Source organism: Hyphomonas jannaschiana VP2 (genome assembly GCF_000685215.1).
In the GTDB taxonomy this organism is placed as follows: domain Bacteria; phylum Pseudomonadota; class Alphaproteobacteria; order Caulobacterales; family Hyphomonadaceae; genus Hyphomonas; species Hyphomonas jannaschiana.
In genome coordinates this window covers 270737-290028 of record NZ_ARYJ01000003.1, presented here as the reverse complement: position 1 = coordinate 290028, position 19292 = coordinate 270737, and the positions used below count along the sequence as shown (strand labels likewise).

14 protein-coding genes are annotated in these 19292 nt (G+C 56.4%); 7 read left to right on the top strand and 7 right to left on the bottom strand.

The window, feature by feature from the left end:
• Positions 1-53: 53 nt before the first annotated feature.
• On the bottom strand, positions 54-614 hold the full coding sequence (locus HJA_RS06105; protein ID WP_051597423.1) for a MarR family winged helix-turn-helix transcriptional regulator: 561 nt from the start codon (positions 612-614) through the stop codon (positions 54-56).
• 118 nt (positions 615-732) lie between these two features.
• Between HJA_RS06105 and HJA_RS06100 the strand changes: the two genes are divergently transcribed.
• Positions 733-1626, top strand: coding sequence for a hypothetical protein (locus tag HJA_RS06100; protein ID WP_155839878.1), 894 nt, complete (start codon positions 733-735; stop codon positions 1624-1626).
• A 32-nt stretch (positions 1627-1658) separates the two neighbouring features.
• A complete protein-coding gene (locus tag HJA_RS06095; RefSeq protein ID WP_051597422.1) occupies positions 1659-2603 on the top strand; it encodes a 2-hydroxyacid dehydrogenase in 945 nt (314 codons plus the stop codon).
• Positions 2604-2856: 253 nt separating this feature from the next.
• Here the strand turns inward: HJA_RS06095 and HJA_RS06090 are convergent, their stop codons facing one another.
• From HJA_RS06090 to HJA_RS18525, 3 genes are all read right to left on the bottom strand, one after another.
• Positions 2857-5211 (bottom strand): TonB-dependent receptor, encoded by a 2355-nt coding sequence (locus HJA_RS06090; protein WP_035579487.1) that lies wholly within the window; start codon positions 5209-5211, stop codon positions 2857-2859.
• Between the two features lie 207 nt (positions 5212-5418).
• The gene (locus HJA_RS06085) at positions 5419-6618 is read right to left on the bottom strand and encodes a serine hydrolase domain-containing protein (protein ID WP_241764308.1); all 1200 of its coding nucleotides are present in this window, start codon (positions 6616-6618) and stop codon (positions 5419-5421) included.
• Between the two features lie 397 nt (positions 6619-7015).
• Positions 7016-7162 carry a 2Fe-2S iron-sulfur cluster-binding family protein gene (locus tag HJA_RS18525; RefSeq protein WP_155839877.1) on the bottom strand — a complete coding sequence of 49 codons (147 nt, stop codon included), beginning with the start codon at positions 7160-7162 and terminating at the stop codon, positions 7016-7018.
• 471 nt (positions 7163-7633) lie between these two features.
• On the opposite strand from HJA_RS18525, the gene HJA_RS06075 reads away from it, so the two are divergent.
• A complete protein-coding gene (locus HJA_RS06075; protein WP_162177034.1) occupies positions 7634-9478 on the top strand; it encodes a sensor histidine kinase in 1845 nt (614 codons plus the stop codon).
• Positions 9475-10113: a response regulator gene (locus HJA_RS06070; protein WP_035579485.1), complete on the top strand. Its 639-nt coding sequence runs from the start codon at positions 9475-9477 to the stop codon at positions 10111-10113. The genes HJA_RS06075 and HJA_RS06070 overlap by 4 nt, the downstream gene beginning before the upstream one ends.
• A gap of 132 nt (positions 10114-10245) precedes the next feature.
• Here the strand turns inward: HJA_RS06070 and HJA_RS06065 are convergent, their stop codons facing one another.
• The 3 genes from HJA_RS06065 to HJA_RS06055 all read right to left on the bottom strand — a co-directional run bounded on the left by HJA_RS06065 (position 10246) and on the right by HJA_RS06055 (position 13524).
• Complete coding sequence (locus HJA_RS06065) at positions 10246-11538, bottom strand: tetratricopeptide repeat protein (RefSeq protein WP_035579483.1); 1293 nt, start codon at positions 11536-11538, stop codon at positions 10246-10248.
• A gap of 195 nt (positions 11539-11733) precedes the next feature.
• The gene (locus tag HJA_RS18700) at positions 11734-12066 is read right to left on the bottom strand and encodes a hypothetical protein (RefSeq protein ID WP_035579481.1); all 333 of its coding nucleotides are present in this window, start codon (positions 12064-12066) and stop codon (positions 11734-11736) included.
• A gap of 693 nt (positions 12067-12759) precedes the next feature.
• Positions 12760-13524 carry a helix-turn-helix transcriptional regulator gene (locus HJA_RS06055; protein WP_035579479.1) on the bottom strand — a complete coding sequence of 255 codons (765 nt, stop codon included), beginning with the start codon at positions 13522-13524 and terminating at the stop codon, positions 12760-12762.
• A gap of 72 nt (positions 13525-13596) precedes the next feature.
• On the opposite strand from HJA_RS06055, the gene HJA_RS06050 reads away from it, so the two are divergent.
• The 3 genes from HJA_RS06050 (at position 13597) to HJA_RS06040 (ending at position 19213) form a co-directional block, all read left to right on the top strand.
• A complete protein-coding gene (locus tag HJA_RS06050; protein ID WP_035579477.1) occupies positions 13597-14778 on the top strand; it encodes an acyl-CoA dehydrogenase family protein in 1182 nt (393 codons plus the stop codon).
• A 97-nt stretch (positions 14779-14875) separates the two neighbouring features.
• On the top strand, positions 14876-17431 hold the full coding sequence (locus HJA_RS06045; RefSeq protein ID WP_241764303.1) for a TonB-dependent receptor: 2556 nt from the start codon (positions 14876-14878) through the stop codon (positions 17429-17431).
• A 183-nt stretch (positions 17432-17614) separates the two neighbouring features.
• Positions 17615-19213: a fatty acid--CoA ligase gene (locus HJA_RS06040; RefSeq protein WP_035579473.1), complete on the top strand. Its 1599-nt coding sequence runs from the start codon at positions 17615-17617 to the stop codon at positions 19211-19213.
• The last annotated feature ends 79 nt before the right edge of the window (positions 19214-19292 follow it).

Genomic DNA, 19292 nt, shown 5'->3' with positions numbered 1-19292 from the left:
TCCGGTCGAGCAATGCTTGGCCGGTCCGTCCGTTCCTGCTACGTGGATTTATATCAGCCTGCCGCGCGAGATTTCGGACGCATGGGCTTCGTCTGCGGCTTGGACAGAGCGGGCGCCGCAGCACGCAATCGACGCAGGAGACCGATCAGCTGCATCTTCTCTGCCTTGCTGAGCACCTTCATTGCCTGCGTAATGTTGAGGTAATGGGGTGGATAGACCTGCTCGACCTTCTTGAGCCCTTTCGCCGTCAGGAAGACTGAGATTTTACGCCGATCGTCTTCCCGGCGCTGCCGGATGATCAGCTTTTCCTTTTCCAGAGCGTCCAGCAAGCCGGTTATCGTCGCCCGGGTAACACCCAGCTGCTCGGATATTTCAGCAGGCGTAATCCCCTCATCCGCGCCCAGCACAGCCACGCACCAGAGCGTAACATGACGCCCCATCGTCAAATTGTGGGCTGAAAGGTCCTTGTCCAGCTCGAGCTCCAGGGTCCGGGCCGTCCGCAAAAGCTCGTTCATCGTGAAGATCGCCAGAGCATCCAGTTGCGGATAATCCCGAATTTGCTGGCTGATTTCATCCAGCGCGGGCAGGTCCTTAGGTACCAGAAGGTCACTCATATCGATTTTCTCATTAAATCCGCTGCAATACGCAATTCTTATCGTATTTCTCAGTTAAATGGGAGATTCAGAAATTGCAAATATTTGCCCGCACATATAGTTAGGTAGTAAACTATTATTGGGGTATCCATTGAATACGCATATTCTGAAGGACAAGCTGTTTCTCGCCATTATCAATCTCCTTGGAAAGCCGTTCTTCAGCGGAAGCGCCCAATCTGCGGCCTTCCTGGATCACCTGGATGCCATTTCGCTGGACCTCCCGAAGCTGGAACGAGATGGAAGCTTCATCAAAGTGCCCGCACATGGCCTCGCAGGCTTCATGGAGGCGGGCCTGCGCGTGATTCACGATGCGGGCGCAGATGCCCCAGTCGTTATCTATCACCAGGGTGGCGGCGAAATCCCATTCGACCACACAATCAGCGCGGCCTACCCCTCCGGTTCCTCATCAGGAACGACCGTGATCGCGGTGAAAACCCCCTTCCAGACCACACAGGAAGAATTGCGAGACCGCTTTGTGGATTTCAATAATTACGTCGCGATGATTGCCTGTGTCGTGAAACTGACAGAAGCCCTGCTACAGTCAACGGAACTCACCGGGGCCGCCTGCAAAGTCGTGGCAGGCTACAGCCTTGGCGGCTTTGTCTCCGGACGCCACCACATCATTTACAATACGGCCGATGCCTACATCCCTTTCGTTTCAGGCACAGCTCACGCGGAGATCTTCTTAACGACCGTGAAGGCAGCCGCGAAGGCCCGGCGGAACCCTGAAATGCTACGCTCACGGCTTAACTTTACTGAAGCGTGGAAAAAAGCGGACAACTCAAACGTCTTCCCGGTTCTCGGCCGATATGACCAGCTAAACCGACTGACTGTCCAAGGCCCCTCCTATTGTGGAACCCCATTCGATCTGTGGCCAGGAGGGCATCTTTACGGTGTGCAAAACCCGCAATTGATCCGGCAGAAAATAGAAGCCGTGATTGCAAGGTTCTGCCCCTCACGCGCAAGAGCGTGATCCCAGTTCACGCTGTCTATTCAGGAAGCCCGATGATGACACACCGCGCAATTTCCATTCTCTGCGTCCTGCCGGATCAGTGGCGCGACTACTATCTGGACACATTCAGGGAAAGGCTCCCGCAAGCCCGCTTCTTTGCACCTGAAGACGCGCCCGTACCGGAAGACATTACCTACGCTTTCGTACTTCAGCCACCGCATGGCTATCTCGCACGTTTTCCCAACCTGAAAGCCATCATGCCCGTCGGCGCAGGGGTTGAGCACGTGCTTGCTGATGATGCCCTGCCTGACGTTCCAGTCATACGCATGATACAGCCAGATATGGCGCAAAGAATGAGCGAGTACATCGTACAGCATGCCCTGAATCATCTGCGGCGACTAAGACAAATTCAGGCAGCGCAAGCGAGGTCGGAATGGAAACTGTTCGTCTGTCCGGCCGCAACAGAAGTGACTGTCGGCATCCTCGGTCTCGGCAGGTTAGGCACCCATGCGGCCGGGTATCTTTCCGCGGTCGGCTTCAGGGTACGAGGCTGGTCACGAACACCGAAACCCGATTGCGACTTTCCTGCCTTCGCGGGTCGGTCTGAACTGCCAGCCTTTCTTTCCGAATGCGATGTCCTTGTCAGTCTGTTACCGCTCACACCAGACACGAGCGGCCTTATCGATCAGAATTTCCTCAGCCTACTGACGCCTGGGGCTTCCATTATCAACGCATCAAGAGGCGGCATCATCAGGGACGAAGACCTGATGGCCTCCCTGAATTCCGGACACATTAGCGAAGCCACACTTGACGCGTTCGCTATCGAGCCCCTTCCTGCGTCCCATCCATATTGGTCTCACCCGAAGGTGACCGTGACGCCGCATTGCGCCAGCGCGGCCCTTGCGGAAGCAGTTGCCGATCGGATGCAAGTGATCATCGAAACCATCGAAAGCGGCGGCACACCATCGCCTGTGGTAGACCGGGCATCTGGATATTAATGCTGCTCCTAGTCTAGAAAGACTCTTTGCCAGACATCAATGTCCGATACTCAGGCCTTTCATTCCATGGGACTGCTTGATGTGGAACTTGGTCACAAATCTCCCCGATCCACGCTGCCATAGCATGGCGGCTGGCCCTGATGATGAGTGTTTTTGACCTTCCCGCACGCTGCTGAAGTTCGTTGTGTTCAGAAAATAGCTGGCTGCGTCGGTTATGGCGCAGCCAGCTGAAGGTTCTGAACGAGAGGAACGCTCAGTACTTCGCCGAGAGGCGGATACCATATGTGCGCGGCACGCCGAGCGTGACATTGGTCCCGATCTGGTCCGGCGCCCTGCCGACATCATAGTCTTCGTCCGCAAGGTTTCTTCCCCACAGAGCAACAGACCAGTTTCCGGTCTCAGACTGGATCCCGATGGTCGCATCCAGCAGCGTCGCGGACTTTCCCTGATAAAGCGGGTTGTTGGTCACATCGTAGTACTGCTCACCGCGATAGGTTGCTCCAATCCGCGAGAACAGCCTGTGACTGTTGCCGAGGGACCGCTCATAATTGATTCCCACAGACGAGGTCAGGTTCGGCGCATAGACGAGTTCCTTGCCGTCACAATCCGTCATCGGTGCACAGTCCGGATAGTCTGTGAACTCGGTCTCGTTATAACCAAGGCCGAAATCGATCGAGAGATTGTCGGTCAGTTCGGCATTCAGCTCCAGTTCCGCACCATAGGATTCCGCATCTGCATTGCCCAGGATCTGAACCGTCGACGCCAGAAGCGGCAACGTCCTTTGTGTCTGAAGGTCCTTGTAGTCGATGAAATAGATCGCACCCGCATAGTTAAAGATTCCCAGCCGCCCTTTCGCGCCGATCTCATAATTCCACGAGGTTTCGGGCTCCACGCGCAGGAATTCGACATTGTCGTTGATGCCGTTATTGTTGCCATCGCTGATGCCGAGAATGTTCGCAAAGAATGTCCCGGACTTTGAACCTTGCGCCGCCGAGACATAGATATTGTTCTCATCGTTCACGGAGTAAGTCAGCGCGACGCGAGAGGTCCAGACGTCATTCTCGATCGTATCGGTGTAGGGAAGCGGGGCACCGAAGTCCGGATTTCCCCGGCCGGCAATGAACACAACCCCATCCGGAATGAAGCCCGGCAAACCAGGGATGGCCGTATTGACGAGCGAGTCATAGACGAAATCCTTGCTTTCGCTTGAATACCGGGCGCCAAGATCCAGCGTCAGCCTGTCAGTCAGTTCGATTCCAGCCTGCCCAAAACCGGCAAGCGACGTGGTCTTGAACGTCCAGTTGACGACAGCCGGCACCGTGCCCACGCACGCGGGAGCCTGAAGCGGACAAGGGTCGCCGCCAAAAAATGGAACATCGCCGGCCAGATTACCCGGCGCGCCGAACAGTTGCGCCGTCGGCCCGAACAGCAGCCCGTAGATGCCGTCAATGTCGACATCATACTGGCCGTCGAAGGTCAGCTGCTGATTCAGGTAAAAAGCGCCGGCAACCCAGTCGATGCGATTATCACCAACCGAACTAATCTGGAATTCCTGAGTAAACTCACTGGACTCCTCGACATTCAAACGGTCAACGAAAGACTGACCGGCAACAGCCAGATTCGAATCCAGTTCATGGGTTGTGTAAGAGCGTTGAGAGGTGATCGAACGGGCCGAAACTTTCCCGAACTCCTTGTCGACCGTCAGAGAGTAGCCCCGCATGTCACGGTCTGCCAGCGGCCGGTAGGGCACACTCGTCAGCTCACGATCGATGGGCTCCAGCGCATCATCCTGCCCTCTTTGCTGGGAAAAGTCGTCTTCCTGGTACTCGGCGATCAGGCGCAGGTCCCAGTCAGGTGCTGGCGTCCAGCGCAGCTGCCCGCGCAAGCCCTTGGTATCCCGCGTGTTGACGTCCTCTCCTGTCGCGGCCAGCGTCTCGTAGCCGTCGCGCTCGACGCTGATGGCCGAAAGGCTGGCATAGAACTTGTCTTTCACCAGCGGGCCGCGGACATATCCCTTGAGCAGCGTGTGATCATAATTTCCGTACTCCGCCGTCGCGCTTGCCTCGAACTCGTTGCCCGGCTTTGTGGTGAACACATTGATCACCCCGGCGGCTGTGTTGCGGCCATAGAGCGTACCCTGCGGACCACGAAGCACTTCAATGCGCTCGATGTCAGCAAGATCGAATGTCAGTCCTGCCACACCCGCGAGCGAGACGCCGTCGACAACCACGCCAACAGCCGACTCTGAGCCAGCAAAACGGGTATCGGACGAGATGCCCCGGATGATAATACGCTGGTTGCGCTGCGACTGAACCTCCTCGAACTGCATGTTCGGTACGGAGCTGGCGATTTGTGTGTAGTCGGTTATCCCACGCTCTTCGAGCTGCTTGGCGCCGAAGGCTGTAACGGCAACCGGAACATCTACGAGATCCTGCTCCCGGCGCTGTGCCGTAACCCGGACGACGTCCATACGCGATGTTTCTTCCGATTCGGCGACCGGGGCGTCGTCAGCGGTTTGCGCTGACGCGATCAGGCCCCACCCCGATATCCCCAAGGCTGTTGCAGCAAGCAGCCGCCAGCCGAGGCGAGCCTTTGTGGTTCGTTTCATACTCTATCCTCCCATTTATTATTATCCTTATAGTTTGGTTCCTTATTATTATTTGTCAATCTGTCCGATTGGGTCAGATCATTTTTTTAATGAGGCTGTTGCGAGGGATATCGCCTGTGAGGAAGAGCGCCAGTTATCCGAAACGGAACAATCCGCTCGAATGGGAAGGACCCCACCCGCTCAATCCGAAACCAGGGAAGATGTGGATCAGGGCTGGACCACGGCTGCGCTTGCCATGTCAGCAAAGTCGTAGAGCGTATCCCACTCACGTGTTCGCTCATTCGGCCAATACTGAGAAAGTATCACTGCAGATATATCGCGGCTTGGACTCACAAAGGCAAACGTATCGGTGGCACCCGCCCAGAAATAATCGCCTGGCGCAAGTAGAGACTGGATGCCTCGATCCTCACTGACAACGCCAAAACCAAGCCCGAAGCCCGCTCCCATCATGTTGAGTTCCAGGCGGATAGGCCCCATGGCCTCGGGCAATGCGTTCCGTGTCATCGCTTCGACCGACGCCTGCGACAGGAATTGCTCACCATTTACCTCACCGCGGCGGCGCATCATTTCAAGGAAGTTCATGTAGTCGCCGGCGGTCGAGATGAGTCCACCACCGGACATGGGAAACCGCATCTTATCGATCGCAGCATCCTCGAAGGGCTGAAGCTTGCCATCGGCGTCTGAGATGTAGAGGGTCGCGAGATTGGACCGGTCAATGCCTGCACGATTGTAATAAGTATGCGTCATCCCGAGCGGTGAGAGCACCAGTTCCTCCAGTGCATCTTCGACGGATTTGCCCGTTCTCACTTCAATTATTCGACCCAGCACGTCGAGGCTAAAGCTGTATCCCCAGCCCTCTCCTGGCTGGAAGACAAGCGGCAGACTGGCGATCCATTTGCTCGCGTCGGCGAGCGATTCCTGCTCGAAAAACTCTGCATAGCGCTTGGCATAGACCACATTCGCAGGAAGCTCAGCCTGTCCCGAAGCGCCGAGGCCGGCCGTGTGCGTCAACAAATCGTAGATCGTGATCGCACGCTTTGCAGGCTCGGTCTGGAGTGTACCATCTTCGGCAAGCCCGACACCTACTTCCATCTGCGCGAACTCCGGCAGGTAACGAACGACCGGGTCTGTCAGCCTCAGGTCGCCCCGCTCTACTAAACGCATGACCGCAGCCGACACGACAGGCTTTGTCAGGCTGGCGATACGGAATTCCGTATCAAGCGCCATCGGCGCGCCAGCCGATATATCGCGCATTCCAAACGCCTTCACATACTCACCCCCTGTGCCATTCCGGATGATAACGACATATCCGGCGCGTGATTGTGCTGCCGAATTTGCTTCGAGATGTTCGCTTATTCTGGAGAGTTGAACGGGGTCTAGTCGGCTGGTCTCTGGCTGTTCCGACATGTCGCTACTGACCATCTGGCACCCTGTCAGAATTCCGGCAACGACCAAGCCGAAAGCCGGGATCATGACTCCCCTAAAAAATCCAAACACAGAATTCCGCTCCCGCACATTACAAGCGCACTATGTCACGCTCGGGAGCATTTAGTTAGCCTACTAATTTTATGCCTTCAACCCCCAAAGCATCCCCGAAAAAGAACAGGCTTTATGAGATGAGGCGGTTCCAGATCTGCTCATCTGTTTCAAGAACGAACGGCAGACCTGCAAATTCGGAGAGACTGCTCATCCCGCCAAAAGCGATAGATAGCGGCCTTCGCCCTGTATGCTCGGATTTTCCAGAAATTTGTTCCAGGCCACTGAGAGTGGCGTGGCCAAGCAGCGCGCTCCCAGTGCGGCCTGATCAGGCTTCTGGTTGTGCTACAGTAATTTCCAGGCCCTCAAATTCCGGCACGACCTCGATCTGACAGCTGAGGCGTGAATTTGGCCGAGCGTTCAGCAAACCGCTGATCAACTCGATCTCTGCTTCATCCGCATCCTTCAATGCCACCTTTGACGGTCCGTCCACATATATGTGGCACGTCGCACAGGAGAGGTATCCACTGTCCGTCAAACTGAAAGTGATGACCAATTTTCAGGTATGTCTGTCCGGTTGCCTTCCGAGACAGTGAAGCAATTCCGATAATCAGGAACCGGGAACAAGTTCATGACCCTGCCGAGAGAGGTGACGGGGCCATGAACCCGGGATAGAAGCCCGCTCGTCAAGCGCTTGCGTTCCCACCCAGCCTGACAAGTGACATTTTACTAGCTTTTGCACGAGTGCCCCCGCTATCCCCTGAACAGGGGGCGCAGCTTTTGCGGAAGTGTGGCAGCGGGAAATATCCTGGTGTCGCCAGAAGCCAGCAAAGCGACGCACAAACCAGTTCTGGAGGTGACAGGGGCTACGGACAGGTTAGACGTTTGTGATCATGATGGGTCCAAAAAAATGATAGCCACTAGACTTTTGCTCCTGGCGCCACTGATGCGACTTGTCCTTCTGTCAGTGGCAGGCCTCGTCCTTTTCATGGGAATGGTTCTGGTCGCTCTGCAACCAGAGACCGGCTGGAACTGGTCGCCAGAGTATTGGCGCCCACTGGAGAAGATACATCCTGCCATTTGGGCATCGCTTTGCACAGGACTTCTCGCCTGGCTTATTTCGTCCTGGGTCTGGGCGCTGAAGCCCATGAATCTTCCCGCAATTTTGTTTGCGGCAAGCGGCGTCGCCACATTGGCGTTCTGTTTTTCCTCTTTCGCTCCGTGGATTTCACTCCCCATGACAGAGAAGACGGTCGCATCGATATGGGCCGTGAACATGTTGGGGGCTTCAGCCTTTGGCATCATTATGACCTGCCTTTTCCTGGTCTATCCTTCGCGCCAAACTCACTGGAAGCCGCTATCTGCTTTGACCGTCTTCGGTTTTGGTGGATGGACCTTGCTGCGCACCTTCGGCCCCTTTCAGGATTTCGCAGAAGTCCAGCGCATTACCACGTTTGAAATGCTCGCGATCGTCGGCGCCGTGATCTGGCAGGTCCGGTCTTCTGCCAGCGATCCACGAAAGCAAGCGATTGCAATCTGGCTCGGCGCATCCACCCTGCTCGGCGCGGGTGCATTTATTGCAACCGTGGCCGCCCCGTTAACGCTCGGTTTCGGCCCGCTGATGCTTGAAAATTACGCGTTCAGCTTCTTCCTGATCATCTATATCGGCCTTGCGGTTGGACTTATGCGCTATCGATTGTTTGACCTGGGATCATGGGCATACCGGTTGGTATTCTACGCGTCGGCTGCGCTAGCGTTGATACTTCTGGATATAGCGTTGGTCAGTCTGTTCACCTTCGACCCCGGCCAGGCGCTCGGGCTTTCGCTATTGTTCGTCGCTTTTGCTTATTTGCCGATGCGCGACATCCTTTGGCGACGAATTGTTCAGCGGCGCCCCGCCAATGACGATGATTTGTTTCATCTTGTCCTGGATGCTGCTTTGAAGCCGACTGAACAGGAACGGGCCGCCGGTTGGAAAGCGTTGCTCTACAATCACTTCCATCCTCTTGAACTGACCGAAGCCGAAGCGACTATCGCTGAACCGATAATCGGCAACGAAGGCATCAGCCTGAGCATTCCGGGCATCGCGGGCGTTCCGTCTCTCCAGCTCATGCACGCCAATAACGGTCGCGCACTCTTCACCCCTCGCGATGCAGCTGTTGTGACACATCTGGTCCAGTTGATGCAGCATGCCGAGACCAGCCGGTCTGCTTATGATCGGGGCGTCTCGGCGGAACGATTGCGGATCGCTCGGGATATCCATGACAATATCGGCGCCCAGCTTATGCGCGCACTGCACTCTGCGAAAACCGACCGGAAAGATGCTATGATCCGCGACACTCTGGCGGACCTGCGGGATGTTATCAACAATGCTCAAAGCCCTATTCTTCCAATGGACGAGATCCTTGCTGATCTTCGCGCAGAGACAGCTGAGCGCCTCGAACCCCACAGTATATCTCTTCGCTGGAACCTGCAGGCAGATGCCGGCATTCAGCTCGCACCGTCTACGGTCCACGCACTTCGTTCTCTGGTCCGTGAGGCAGCAAGCAACACAATCAAGCATGCGGGGGCGACGCGCCTTGATGTACGCCTACGAATTACTCCAAATCAGGTCGAGGTCGAGGTCGAAGATGACGGATCGGGCTTTGACATAGCGACCGTCAAACTTGGACAAGGACTTGCCAACATGAAAGCTCGCGTGGAAGGCATCGGCGGCGCGTTCAAGCTCGTCCGGGGGACGAGTGGCGCACAACTGGAGGCATATTTTCCGCATGAGGCCCCAGCATCATGAAATCAATTCTTGTCGTCGAGGACATTGCTGAAACACGCCTATGGCTGCGCAACGCGGCTGAAGCAGCTTTTCCAGATTGTGAAATCCGTGAAACAACAAATGTTCGAGAAGCTGTCTATGCTGTGAAGGGCCATAAATTCGACATTGCGATTGTCGATCTCGGTCTGCCAGACGGTTCCGGAATTGATATTATCTCTGCGCTCTCGGCTAGTCGCCCAGAGACAACGATCGTCGTAGCAACTGTCATGGGGGATGATGCGTCCGTTATTGCTGCTCTGTCGCAGGGAGCGCAGGGATACCTGCTCAAGGACTCACCTATTGACGTTTTCGTCCGGCAGCTGAATCTGATTGAACAGGGCCTGCCTGCCCTCTCGCCGTCAATCGCCCGCCGTATTGTTGAGCACTTTCGCAAAACAGCCATAATACATGACGAAGGTAGCGACCTGACTCCCCGTGAGCGGGATGTTTTAGGCTTGATTGGCCGGGGCCTGCGAAACGCAGATACCGCAAATGCGCTTGGCCTCAGCGAAAGCACCGTCGCAAGTCATATTAAATCGATCTATGCAAAGCTTGGTATTTCCAGCCGGGCTGAAGCCGCGCTCCAGGCTGCAAGGATGGGCCTCACTCAGTCCTGATCAACTGACTTTTGTTGCGCATTTTCGGAAACCCAAACGCGGCGCCAGAAAATGGCTGGCAGGGCGACCAACCTGCCGGCCATTCATATCAATCAAGTGACGAAGCGCGCTTTTATTGACCAGCCCACAACGCTACTGGCAAACGGTTGCACTCGTATTGCTGCCTTTCATGGTGCAGTGAGCCCAGCGGTATTTTTCGCGGGTTTCAGCTGAAATCTGCGAGGCGCTCTTCATCGGTGCGGGCTTGAAAGACGAACTGCCACTGGAATAGCTCGGGGCGCTGGTGCCATAGAGTTCACGCCACCGAGCGTCGGCCATGCCTGGTGCATTCGTGCCGGTTCCGAATGTGCCTTCGAGTCCGGTTCCACGCGCGGCCAGTTCTGCATCAGCCGCCGCGCGGACAGGGCCGGTCGGGAACCAAAGTGCGGCAGCGTAGAGGTCGTTCGTGGAAATGTCGCTCATCCGGCCGGCAGACCGCGTTGCCAGGATAGCTTTTTCAGCGAGGTCTTTTGATCCAGCCGAATTGATCGCGGCACTGACGGCATCACCGTAACGGCCTTGGGATAGGGGTGTATCGACCATCTGCCGATAGGCAGCCATTTTTGCTTCGTATTCAGCCATTTCGCGGTTGTAGGTTTCCCAGTCTGTCGCAGTCTGGCATGCGTCGGCGTGACCGAAATCGCAGGCACGCCGCATATAAAGCGCTCCGAGTTCATATTCTTCTATGCTGAGATAGACGCCACCGACATTACGGCAATGCGCTCCGGCTTTCTGCTCGTCACAACGGATCATCGAATAGGTGAGACCCTTCTCCGCATCGAATGTGGCTGCATCCGGATCGGCATAGAGGCGGGCGGCGACGTCGCATCCCATCATATCGTGAAATTGGTTGCAGGCTTCTTCTGCGAACCAGCCGGCTGTCGGCATATCTATCAGAGAGGGGTACTCGCCCTTCTTTCCATCCCACGACCAGTCGAGTCCCCAGTAGCAAGGGTTTTCGACGCCTGCCGCGCAACCGGCCTTTGCAACCTCAACAGCCTTTTGGAGATCAAATGCTGGAGACGTATCGCTGATGCGATGGCCGATGGCCCGGCTGCAACCGTCGACATGTCCCATGCCACAGGCACGCTCCAGGTAATCAACCCCCTTAAAGACATCCTTTTCGAGGTTGCCTTCTCCGAGACTGACCAGGATACCGCTTGTTGAACAGCCATCCGGCACGCCCATGTCGCAGGCCTTTAGAAAATACGTCACAGCTTTCTGCTTGTCTTCGGCGACGCCGGAGCCTTGGGCATATTCCGCACCTGTGTAGAAGCAGGCTTCCGCGTCTCCCGTGTTGCAAGCATTCTCGGAAGCCGAAACTTGCGCGGAAGCAAGTGACCCAAAACCCAGCCAAATTCCCAGCACAAGCCACTTTCTGAACATGTAATTCTCCAGTCATTACAATTCTTGGAGAAATCACATGAACGAGTGTGTTGCGCCTCCCCTGTTCAGGTGAGAGGCCGCTAAAACATACAAGTCGTGCTGTATGGCGAATTCGGGTCACTCTCCAAGTTTTGCGGACCATTGGATTTCAGCATGCAGAGCACCCAAGATACGTGGCGTGCCCTTTAGGGGTGATTAGTTTAATGAACCCCACGCTGCAGCAAATATATCAACCGCCCGCATATCCTCTCCCTGTTCTGCCAGCTCGACTGCCGTAATCGCACCAACCACCAGGACCGGCGCAATCGTGTTGGAGAAGAGATAGGGCCTTGAAGCATGGCGTAGCAGCTCCACGATTTCCCGCCGGCCCGATGTATAGCTCCCACAAATTTGTTCTTGATTTGTTCCAGCGTCTGTGCTTCTCTTATAGCGCGCTTCAACTATGTGACTCTCAGTGCCAAACAATCCGAACACACCTCCATTGGCGGCATGCACACGACCAACGCACAGCTTATTCTTTGCCATCATGGTACCCCTCATGGATGCGCAGAGAATTTCGAGACTTTTTAACGACCTCCGAACACGCCATCCTATTCGGAAACCTAAGATCTCCAACAATAGGCTGCACGTATCTCTTTTTCATATAATTGCTGCGGACTCGTTGCCCGAAAAGATCGTACAAACCTCACTGCTCACTGGAGACGCGATGCGCTTTGTCGAGTTTGACCTAACGCTGAGCAGACTTCTGACTTTTCGTAACAGTCAGGAAGAGAAGCCTTTAGTTCTGGCAGCTGACGCAGCCTCCTCTCGCACTGCTAACGACCTCGTAAACCGCATCAGGCAAACATTCTCAATTCTGTCGGGGCTCCCGTCTGGCAGAACAGCACCAGTCAATCCTCACGTAACACTGGTCTGGGATCGCCTGCACGTACCCGAACAGCCAATTCCCCAAATCACACTGCCCGTTCGGGAAGTCACGCTGGTTCACAGCCACATCGGAAAATCCAGATACGACATTCTTGGAAGTTGGCGGCTCGTTCCAAGATAGCGCAAAGAATTGAACCATAACTACCTATTAAGGGCCCTGCGGATGCGCGCATAAAACTGGTGCTGTCATGCGAATGGATCAAAGCGAACTTCTGGAGACTTCGCATTATCGGAAATGAGACATCGCCCTCTCTCGTCGGCGGACAGGAAAGACAATGACAAAGGCTGCCGCCACTAGGCGCTTCGACCGATATATCCCATGCTGGTGGCAACGCGCACAGCCTGCGCCCGTCCGGAAACCCCCAGCTTGCGCCCTGCATTGGTGAGGTGAAACCGGACAGTTGGAACTGATACGCTCATGATTTTTCCTATCTCGCTGTCGGTCTTGCCCAGCGCCGCCCATTTCAGGCACTGGATTTCACGGCGCGTGAGATCCACAATGTCGGGTGATATATCCAAAGAAACATTTTCTCTGTAGGCGGACAGGAATTTCAGGGTCAGCAGGTGCATGCCGGGCGCATGAGCGGCAAAGGTGGCAGCAATATCTGCCACAGCCCCATCTGTAGCCCAGACGATCGCACCCAGGATGCCGTACGGCATGTAACAAGGACAGATAATCGCGCTGGCCACACCGAACGACTCGTAGTCGGCATTCTCATTAAATACTTCGAGCGCGCGGTTCGGCCGCCAGCTCTTCAGCACGTCTCCATCAAAATAGAATGGTTCCGCGCAAATGCGGGCGGCCTGGATGAAGCCCGACCGGAGCGCGAATGTCCTGTCATTCCAATAATGAAGGTCCGGATCGAACCAACTGAACAGGCTTTCCGCATAGGGTTTGCCATCTGAGCCGCACATCGGCGCCGGATCACTCACATCGGCTGATGCAGCTATATAAGGAAGTCCCGCACGTTTCCCTGCTGCGACAACTTCGAGTGCCTGCGCATGCAGGTCGGTTTCGGTCTCTTCTGAATCGGTGTCAGAGGGCGATGAAGGTTTCATACCTATCGGATGTGCTAGCTTGAGGCCCGTACTGCGCTATCATTAGTGTGCATAAAGGGCGGAAGGTGCGCGATGAATTTGAGCTTGTCAGAAAAAGATATCGCTTTCAGGGAGGAAGTGCGAGCTTTCCTTCGCGACAAGCTGAGCCCGGAACTTGTTGCGGCTGGCCGGAAAGCCACAAGTGTATTTGTCGAACCCGAATACACGCTTGCCTGGCAGAAGAAGCTGCACGCGCGCGGATGGGCCGCCCCGCACTGGCCGGAAGCTTATGGCGGGCCGGGCTGGAGCGAGATGCAGCGCTATATTTTCGCTTCGGAATGCGCTATTGCCGGCGCCCCGCCGCTTGCTCCGATGGGGCTCAACATGGTCGGTCCCTGCATCATCGGATACGGCACCCCGGAACAGAAGGCCTTTTATCTTCCGCGCATTCTGGCGGGTGAAGATTACTGGTGCCAGGGGTATTCCGAACCGCAATCCGGATCGGATCTGGCCTCGCTTTCACTGAAGGCCGATCGTGACGGCGACGACTATATTCTCAATGGCTCCAAGATCTGGACGACCCACGCGCATCATGCCAATCGCATGTTCTGCCTCGTAAGGACGCGGTTCGATGGTAAGCCTCAGGAAGGGATCACCTTCCTCCTGCTTGAAATGAATACACCGGGCATACAGGTCGATCCGATCATAACCCTCGCCGGCGAGCACGAGCTGAACCAGGTCTTCTTCGACAACGTTCGCGTTCCGGTTTCCAACAGGCTGGGGGAGGAAAATGACGGCTGGACGGTTGCCAAATACCTGTTGGAATTTGAGCGCAGCGGCGGTTCCTCTGCCGGTCTTGAGGCCGCGCTCGAGCGCTTGCGCACGCTCATTATGGACAGTGGCAACGAGGACGCAGGGCTGCGCGCCAGACTCGAAGCAGCATCCATTCTGCTTGAGGCAATCAGCACAACGGAGCAACGGATCGTCGCCTCGCTCAGTGCTGGTCGACCACCGGGGCCGGCCGCGTCCATGCTGAAAGTCCAGAGAACCGAAATGATGCAGCGGATCGATGAACTTGCCGTTGAGGCATCCGGCCAGTTTGCGAATGTCTACGAACCGGCAACCTGGTATCCGGAATCCAACGCCAGTCCGGTTGGGCCGGAAGCGCTTACAGTCGCAACCGCGAAATATCTCAACAATCGTGCGGGTTCGATTTATGGCGGGTCGAACGAAGTACAAAGAAACATCATGGCAAAGGCCGTTCTCGGGCTCTGAACACACCTCCCCTATCAACCTTGACAGCTTGTCGGCATAGGCTGTTTCCGGGGAACCTCTCGTCAAGTCTCAACAAATGAGACAATGGGAGGAAATCGTGAAAAACCGTTCTGCAGTATTGAAATCACTATGCGTAGGTGTCTCTCTGACGGCCCTCGGCGCAGGTCTGCCTGCGCTTGCACAGGGCGCAGACATCGCGTCCACAGAAGCCGCTGACAGCAGCCAAAACTCCCTGAAGCTTGGCTCCATCACGGTGACGGCCCAGCGGCGTGAAGAATCGGCGAATGACGTGCCGATGTCGATCCAGGCCTTTGGCGGAGAGCAACTCGATACACTCCGGGTCAACAAGGTTGATGATCTCCAGGCCCTCGTGCCCAGCTTTTCCGTGTCCCAGAGCTACCAGGGCGTGCCAACCTACACGCTTCGCGGAATCGGCTTCAACACGATCAACGTTTCCGCCACTTCGACCGTCGGCACCTATGTCGACGAAGTTGCCTATCCTTATCCGTTCATGAACTCCGGTCCGATGTTCGACATCGAGCGTATCGAGGTCCTGAAAGGCCCGCAGGGGACCTTGTTTGGCCGCAACACGACGGCCGGCCTGATCAACGTCGTGACCAACAAGCCCAAGGACGAATTCCAGGCGAGCATGTCCGCAGATGTCGGCAACTACGACACTTGGAACCTCGAAGGCATGGTCAACCTTCCGATCGCCAAGAATGTGCAGGCCCGCTTCGCGATCCGCAGCGAAAACAGCGACAAGGGCTGGCAGAAATCGATCTCCCGCGGCGAGGATCGCGGCACGGTCGACAAGCTCGGCTACCGCGCGGCTCTGGCCATCCAGCCGACGGATCAGCTGAACATAGACCTGTCCTATAATGGCTGGGTCAACAAGTCTGACACAATCGCCGGGCAAGGTATCGCATTCACTCCACCGACCGATCCCGCGAATGCAACAACGACATCGGCGTTCAATGAGCCCGGGCTGGCGAATTTCCTCGCCAACAACTTCCCGACCAGCGGCGAGCAAGCAGACTGGGCGCCCTCTTATCTCCGTTCCATGGATATCGGCGCCGGACAGGGCATTAAAGGCCCGACCGAGGAAGACTCGAAGTTCCACGCCATCAAACTCGGCGTGGATTATACTTTCGACAATGACATGCGCCTCGTCTCTCTGACCGGCTACAACAAGCTGGAACGGGACGCCATCCTCGACTGGTCGGGTGTGCCCTACCAAATCCTGCTGCAGGACGTCAGTGGCGAGATCAAATCATTCAGCCAGGAACTCCGTCTCGAAGGCAAGAACGGGATCGCAAACTGGCTGGTCGGCGGCTATTACGGCAAGGACGAGGCGGTTGACGGCAACCGCACCATGCTGCGCGATAACGCAAACTCCAACTTTGTCAGCTATGCGAGCTATCTGCTGACCGTCGACCCGACGCTGCTCGGGTTCCCGGCGAGCACTGCGGGCCTGGTATCTGTCGTCAATGTTGATCCGGAAACGGGACAACCCTATTCGGATCCGGACCTGCTCAATTCATTCCAAACCTATTATGACACCGGCGACTTCGAGTCGCGGACGTGGAGCATTTTTGCGAATGCTGATTGGGAGTTCTCTCCGGAGTTCTCCCTCACGACCGGCATTCGTTACACGGATGACAGTCAGAAATATGTCGGCTGCTCCGGTGACGTGAACGGGTCGATGCAGCCCAACGTCAATGTGTTCAACCGCGTCTTCTTCACAGCGCTTTACGGGCTCTCAGCACCGCCTGCTACGCTCCCGGAGAACGGCTGTAATACCTATGATGTGACCACCAACTCTTTCGGCCCGGTCAAGTCGGATACGAAGGAAGACAACGTGTCGTGGCGGGTTGTCGCCAACTGGACACCGGATTCCCTTCCGAACACGCTGCTGTTTGCGTCCGTTTCGCAAGGCTACAAGTCCGCTTCGACGCCTGTGAACGCAGCTTCGAAGTCCGAACAGAACGCACCTGCCACGCAGGAAGACCTGCTCGCTTATGAAGTCGGCGTGAAGGCCGGGCTCTTTAACCAGCGCATGCAGGCCAACGCGTCGCTGTTTTATTACGACTATACCGACAAGCAGGTGTCATCCTTCTTCCCCGATCCGATCTACAGGGCCCTCGCCCGGCTTCAAAACGCCCCGGAGGGGGAGGCTTACGGTCTGGATGCGGACGTGACATGGCTCCTGAGCCGGGAACTGACGGCCATCGGCGGCCTGACCCTGCTGCATACCGAGTTCGGCGACTTCCCGACCACGGATGCGGCCGGATTGCCGACCAATATCCAGGGAGACCCCTTCCTCTATAGTCCGGAAACTACGGCAAGCCTGACATTGGTCTACGATAAGCCGATTACCACGAACCTCGGCTTGCGCGGGGCCCTCAGCGGTCGCTGGCAGAGCGATTCGACGGCAGGTGACCCTGACAATCGGAATTATGATATCGACTCCTACGGCCTGCTTAACGGCAGCATAGGCGTCTATTCGCTGAATGATACCTGGGAGTTCTCCATCTGGGGCAAGAACCTGACCGACGAGTATTACTGGCAACAGATCACATCCAACGCCAACGTCATCCTGCGGTTCGCCGGACAGCCCAGAACCTACGGGGCAACATTGAGCTACAAATTCTAGCCCCCTCCCCTCGACGAGCTGCGCTTCCCGTGAAACCGGAAGCGCAGCTTATTTTATTATTTGCGGGGGGCCCCCGACGTGCCGCATTTAAACGAGAGGCCCGCTGTGCATGTTATTTTATTCAGGTATCCATAAGTCCCGAATGTCCTTCCAGGAACAGCCGACGAGATCCGGAGAAAGCGAATGAGCGCCTCAGAAGCCCTTACAAAAGCAGATTTCGATCAGATGCCCACATTGGGCGATATCGCAAGGTTCCATGCGCGTGAGCGGCCGGAGGCGGTTGCACTCAGCTTCGAAGGGCGGGACACGAGCTTCAGACAGTTCGACCGGAACACGAACAAGGTCGCCAATGCCCTCATCGCGTCCGGTGTGAAAAAGGGCGAACGCGTCGCCTATGTCGGCAAGAACAGTGATCAATACTTCGAACTTCTCTTCGGTGCAGCGAAGATGGGCGGCGTGACATTGCCCATCGGGTGGCGTCTGGCACCGGCAGAAATGGCATATATCATTCAGGACGGGCAAGGCTCCCTTCTGTTTGTCGGGCCGGAAGTGGCAGAGCAGGCAAAAGCCGCGCTGTCCGAACTGGAAAACCCACCGCAGGTCATATTCATGGAAACGGATGGGCCTGACGGCTTTGCCGGCTGGCGTGACGGCCAAACCGATGCAGACCCCGACATCGATATCCCCCCGGACAATGTTGCCCTGCAATTGTACACATCCGGAACAACCGGTCGGCCCAAGGGCGCCATGCTCAGCCATGACAATCTCCTTGGCGGCCGCCGCGAAGCTGCTGAAGCGGACCTGCCCTGGAACCAGTGGGGGCCGGACGATGTCAGCCTTGTCGCCATGCCCGTGGGTCATATCGGGGGCACGGGATGGGGCATTGTTGGGCTCTACAACGGTGCTAAGGGCATCGTTGCGCGCGAGTTCGACCCTTTCCGTGTACTGGATTTCATCGAAAAGGACGGAGCCTCGAAGATGTTTATGGTGCCGGCGGCGCTGCAGATTGTCGTGCGTCAGCCGAATGCCCGCAACGTCGACTATTCGCGGCTGAAATACATCCTTTATGGCGCCTCACCGATACCGCTCGACCTGCTTCGCGAGTGCATGGAGGTGTTTGGCTGCGGTTTCTGCCAGCAATACGGCATGACTGAGACGTGCGGAACGATCGTCTACCTTCCGCCTGAAGATCATGACCCGAACGGCAACCAGCGCATGCGTGCTGCCGGCATCCCCATGCCGGGCGTGGAGATTCGTATCGAGGACAGCGAGGGCAACGTGCTGCCGCCCAACACGGTGGGCGAAGTCGTGACGCGCTCGCGCGCCAACATGAAGGGTTATTGGAACCTGGATGAGGCGACGCGCAGCACGATTGCAGAGGATGGCTGGCTCCACACTGGCGATGCTGGCTACCTGGACGAAGACGGCTACCTCTACATCCACGACCGGGTCAAAGACATGATCATCTCCGGCGGCGAGAATATTTACCCTGCCGAAGTGGAAAATGCCGTCTATGGCCATCCGGACGTGGCCGAAGTAGCCATTATCGGTGTGCCGGACGACAAGTGGGGCGAGGCCGCCAAGGCCGTCGTTGCCCTGAAGCCCGGCGCCCGGCCGGATGCAGACTCCATTCTGTCTTTCGCCCGCTCCAGGATTGCCGGCTTCAAGGCACCCAAGAGCGTGGACTTCGTCGAAGCCCTGCCGCGCAACGCCTCCGGAAAGATCCTGAAAAAGGACCTGCGCGCACCTTACTGGCAGGGCAAAGACCGAGCCGTGAATTAGCTGATACGCCAGGAAGCGCGGCGACCTCTCCCTGCCTCCTTTCAAGGCTCGATTCGAGATCAAACAGGCACAACAATGA

What these genes read in the sequence shown, in the direction of transcription:
- HJA_RS06105 (WP_051597423.1), bottom strand. Translation starts at nt 614, where the DNA reads ATGAGTGACCTTCTGGTACCTAAGGACCTGCCCGCGCTGGATGAAATC.
- HJA_RS06095 (WP_051597422.1), top strand. Translation starts at nt 1,659, where the DNA reads ATGATGACACACCGCGCAATTTCCATTCTCTGCGTCCTGCCGGATCAG.
- HJA_RS06090 (WP_035579487.1), bottom strand. Translation starts at nt 5,211, where the DNA reads ATGAAACGAACCACAAAGGCTCGCCTCGGCTGGCGGCTGCTTGCTGCA.
- HJA_RS06085 (WP_241764308.1), bottom strand. Translation starts at nt 6,618, where the DNA reads ATGTCGGAACAGCCAGAGACCAGCCGACTAGACCCCGTTCAACTCTCC.
- HJA_RS06075 (WP_162177034.1), top strand. Translation starts at nt 7,634, where the DNA reads ATGCGACTTGTCCTTCTGTCAGTGGCAGGCCTCGTCCTTTTCATGGGA.
- HJA_RS06070 (WP_035579485.1), top strand. Translation starts at nt 9,475, where the DNA reads ATGAAATCAATTCTTGTCGTCGAGGACATTGCTGAAACACGCCTATGG.
- HJA_RS06065 (WP_035579483.1), bottom strand. Translation starts at nt 11,538, where the DNA reads ATGTTCAGAAAGTGGCTTGTGCTGGGAATTTGGCTGGGTTTTGGGTCA.
- HJA_RS18700 (WP_035579481.1), bottom strand. Translation starts at nt 12,066, where the DNA reads ATGATGGCAAAGAATAAGCTGTGCGTTGGTCGTGTGCATGCCGCCAAT.
- HJA_RS06055 (WP_035579479.1), bottom strand. Translation starts at nt 13,524, where the DNA reads ATGAAACCTTCATCGCCCTCTGACACCGATTCAGAAGAGACCGAAACC.
- HJA_RS06050 (WP_035579477.1), top strand. Translation starts at nt 13,597, where the DNA reads ATGAATTTGAGCTTGTCAGAAAAAGATATCGCTTTCAGGGAGGAAGTG.
- HJA_RS06040 (WP_035579473.1), top strand. Translation starts at nt 17,615, where the DNA reads ATGAGCGCCTCAGAAGCCCTTACAAAAGCAGATTTCGATCAGATGCCC.